The 3,562-nt window shown below is 69.1% G+C and carries 3 protein-coding genes; 2 read left to right on the forward strand and 1 reads right to left on the reverse strand.

Going from position 1 to position 3,562, the window contains the following annotated elements:
* Positions 1-326: 326 nt before the first annotated feature.
* The gene (locus ACLQ7T_RS13240; RefSeq protein WP_420479849.1) at positions 327-1,232 is read left to right on the forward strand and encodes an SDR family NAD(P)-dependent oxidoreductase; all 906 of its coding nucleotides are present in this window, start codon (positions 327-329) and stop codon (positions 1,230-1,232) included.
* Positions 1,233-1,470: 238 nt separating this feature from the next.
* Positions 1,471-2,676 carry an acetyl-CoA C-acyltransferase gene (locus tag ACLQ7T_RS13245; RefSeq protein ID WP_420479850.1) on the forward strand — a complete coding sequence of 402 codons (1,206 nt, stop codon included), beginning with the start codon at positions 1,471-1,473 and terminating at the stop codon, positions 2,674-2,676.
* A 115-nt stretch (positions 2,677-2,791) separates the two neighbouring features.
* On the opposite strand, the gene ACLQ7T_RS13250 is transcribed toward ACLQ7T_RS13245, so the two are convergent.
* A complete protein-coding gene (locus ACLQ7T_RS13250; protein ID WP_420479851.1) occupies positions 2,792-3,523 on the reverse strand; it encodes a helix-turn-helix transcriptional regulator in 732 nt (243 codons plus the stop codon).
* Positions 3,524-3,562: the final 39 nt, after the last annotated feature.

The raw sequence follows: 3,562 nt of genomic DNA on the forward strand, positions 1-3,562 counted from the left end.
TCAGTTCCAGATCGTCGATCGTGTGGTAGCCGGCGTCAATCGCACCGTACCAACCATTCGGCTCGGCCGCCGCAGCACCGGCTGCGAACAGCCCTGCCAACGCGACGCCGGCGAGAAGCTTCACCTTCATCATATCCCTCACACTCAAGGTTGCCCGAATGCCCACGCTTACACGGGGCGCTCCCGACGCCTAACCGGAATGTACCGGTGAGGTTCCCAAATCTGGTTGCGAATGCGGCGACTGTGGCGCCATTTCAACACATTGGGCGGGTTTCGCGCGGCCAAACGCCTGCTAGGAGAATGCCCATCACAGGGAGAACGTTCAGATGACGATGAGTTTTGAAGGCAAGGTGGCCATCGTGACCGGCGCCGGCGGCGGTCTGGGCCGCGAACACGCGCTGGCCCTGGCCAAACGTGGCGCGAAAGTGGTCGTGAACGACCTGGGCGGGGCCCGGGACGGGTCCGGCGCCTCGGCCACCGCCGCGGAAGCCGTCGTCGCCGAGATCGAGGCCCTGGGCGGCGAAGCGATCGCCAACGCCGCCTCGGTCACCGACTACGCCGCTGTCGAGGCCATGGTGAAGGCGGCGATGGACAAGTGGGGCCGCGTCGACATCCTGGTGAACAACGCGGGCGTCCTGCGCGACAAGACCTTCGCCAAGATGGAGCTGGCCGACTTCCAGTTCGTCATGGACGTGCACCTGATGGGCGCGGTGAACTGCACCAAGGCGGTGTGGGAGATCATGCGGGCCCAGAACTACGGCCGCATCGCCATGACCACCTCCTCGTCCGGCCTGTACGGAAACTTCGGCCAGTCGAACTACGGCGCGGCCAAGATGGCGCTGGTCGGCCTGATGCAGACCCTGTCGATCGAGGGGGCCAAGAACGACATCCGGGTGAACTGCCTGGCACCGACCGCCCACACCCGCATGACCGAGGATCTCGGCGCCGCCCTGCCGCTGGAGGCCCTCGGGCCGGAGCTGGTGTCGCCGGGCCTGCTGTATCTGGTCAGCGAGAACGCCCCGAGCCGCTGCATCCTGGCCGCCGGCGCCGGCGGCTTCGAGCGCGCCTATGTCACGATCACGCAAGGCATCCACGCCGTCGGCGACGACGCCCCGGAACAGATCGAGGCCCGCTTCGCCGAGATTTCGGACCGCACCGGCGAGATCATCCCCGAGATGGGCGCCGCCCAGGGCATGATCGAACTGACCAAGGCCCAGAAGGCGCACGCTTAACATCAGGGCGCGCCTGCGGCGCGGCGCCTACGTTCGGGTCGCGGACCCTCACTGCCTGAGGCGCAGGGAGGGTCCGGCTCCGGACGGGATTGCGTTGACGCCACGGCACGGGCCTAGACTATTCATCAGTCGCTGAACCGGCCGCCAGAAGCCGGGGCAACTGCAGAGGAAACCCGCGCTCAAGCAGCGAGGCTCCGCGAGCCGAGCGTTAGCGCCCCCAGAAGAGAGAGATTCCCGGATGTCCCGCGAAGCCGTCATCGTCTCCACCGCCCGCACCCCCATCGGCCGCGCCTATCGCGGGGCCTTCAACGACACCCAGGCCCAGCAGCTGGGCGCCCATGCGGTGAAGCACGCCGTGGCCCGCGCCGGGATCGATCCGGCCGAGGTCGAGGACGTGGTCATGGGCGCGGCCCTGCAGCAGGGCTCGACCGGCACCAACGTCGCCCGCCAGGTGGCGCTGGCCGCGGGCCTGCCGGCGACCGTCCCCGGCATGAGCATCGACCGTCAGTGCGCGTCGGGCCTGATGGGCATCGCCACCGCCGCCAAACAGGTCATCTTCGACCTGCAGAAGGTCGCCGTCGGCGGCGGTCTGGAGAGCATCTCCCTGGTCCAGAACCAGCACATGAACCTGTACCGCGGCAAGGACGAGGACCTGCTGAAGCTCTCGCCGCACATGTACATGTCGATGCTGGAGACGGCCGAGGTGGTGGCCCGTCGCTACAACATCAGCCGCGACCGTCAGGACGAGTACGCCCTGCAGTCGCAGCAGCGCACCGCCGCCGCCCAGGCCGCCGGCAGGTTCGACGACGAGATCGTGCCGATGACCTCGAGCATGCTGGTCGTCGACAAGGCCACCGGCGAGACCTCGAAGAAGGAAGTCACCCTGTCGAAGGACGAGGGCAACCGCGCCGACACGACGCTGGAAGGCCTGAAGGCGCTGAAGCCGGTGTTCGGCTCGGGCGAGGAAATCCAGCAGGGCGAGTTCATCACCGCCGGCAACGCCAGCCAGCTGTCGGACGGCGCCTCGGCCTCGGTGATCATGGAGGCCGGCGAGGCGGTGAAGCGCGGCCTGCAGCCGCTGGGCGCCTATCGCGGCATGGCCGTGGCCGGATGCGAGCCGGACGAGATGGGCATCGGCCCGGTCTTCGCCGTGCCGAAGCTGCTGAAGCGCCACGGCCTGACCGTGGACGACATCGGCATCTGGGAGCTGAACGAGGCCTTCGCCGTGCAGGTGCTGTACTGCGCCGACACCCTGGGCATCCCGATGGACCGTCTGAACGTGTCGGGCGGCGCCATCTCGATCGGCCACCCCTACGGGATGTCGGGCGCCCGGATGACCGGCCATCTGCTCATCGAAGGCAAGCGTCGCGGCGCGAAGTACGGCGTGGTGACCATGTGCATCGGCGGCGGCATGGGAGCTGCGGGCCTGTTCGAGATCTATTGATCGGGTCGCGCAGCGCCGTGACGGAGGGGTCGTTCGGCATGCGCCGGCGGCCCCTTCTTCACATCGGGACCGGGGGACGCTCCGGCGCCCCTCCACCACGCCCAAGAGGAAGGACCTAGGATCCCGGCTCCGGCTTGCCCGCCGCGATCCACGCGGCCTTCTCGGCATCCATCTTCGCCTGCCAGCGGGCGCGCAGGACGGCGGGGCGGCCGGGATAGCGGTCCTCCAGAAACTCGGCGGACAGGACCCGGTCGGTGCGGAAGGTGCGGAAGTCGTCGCGCGTCTCGCACCAGCCGACCAGCAGCCGGGTCGTGTCCCGGTAGCCGATCAGGCACGGCCAGATGACCCGCAGGGTCTCCCGGCCCTGCTCGTCGGCGTAGTGGAGGCGCAGCTTGCGGCCGGAATGGATCCAGCCGCGCACCTGGGCCATGTCGAGCGCATCGGCCTTGCGGGCGCTGTCCCAGACCGGCGGGCCGGCGACGGCGGGCTCGAGCAGGACGGGGCGCAGGCGCTCGGGCACGGTGGCGGCGATCTTGGCGATCAGGTCGCGGGCGGCGCGGGACAGGGCCGGATCGCCGCGCGAGGCCACCCATTGCGCGCCCAGCACCGCCGCCTCGATCTCGTCCGAGGTCAGCATCAGGGGCGGCATGTCGAAGCCGCCCTCCAGCACATAGCCGAGCCCGGCCTCGCCCCGGATCGGCACCCGCTGGGCCATCAGGGTGGCGATGTCGCGATAGATGGAGCGTTTGGACGTCTCCAGCTCGGCCGCGATGGCGTCGGCGGTCACCGGCCTGGACGACCGTCGCAGCACCTGGATGATCTGAAACAGGCGGTCTGCGCGTCTCATCTTTTTGGCCCTAACGCTCGGCCCACGGGGCCTCGCTGC

It is taken from the genome of Brevundimonas sediminis (assembly GCF_048799765.1).
Classification (GTDB): Bacteria; Pseudomonadota; Alphaproteobacteria; order Caulobacterales; family Caulobacteraceae; genus Brevundimonas.

Bases quoted from the DNA above. Each gene is read 5' to 3' on its own strand.
- ACLQ7T_RS13240 (WP_420479849.1), top strand. From the start codon at position 327: ATGACGATGAGTTTTGAAGGCAAGGTGGCCATCGTGACCGGCGCCGGC.
- ACLQ7T_RS13245 (WP_420479850.1), top strand. From the start codon at position 1,471: ATGTCCCGCGAAGCCGTCATCGTCTCCACCGCCCGCACCCCCATCGGC.
- ACLQ7T_RS13250 (WP_420479851.1), bottom strand. From the start codon at position 3,523: ATGAGACGCGCAGACCGCCTGTTTCAGATCATCCAGGTGCTGCGACGG.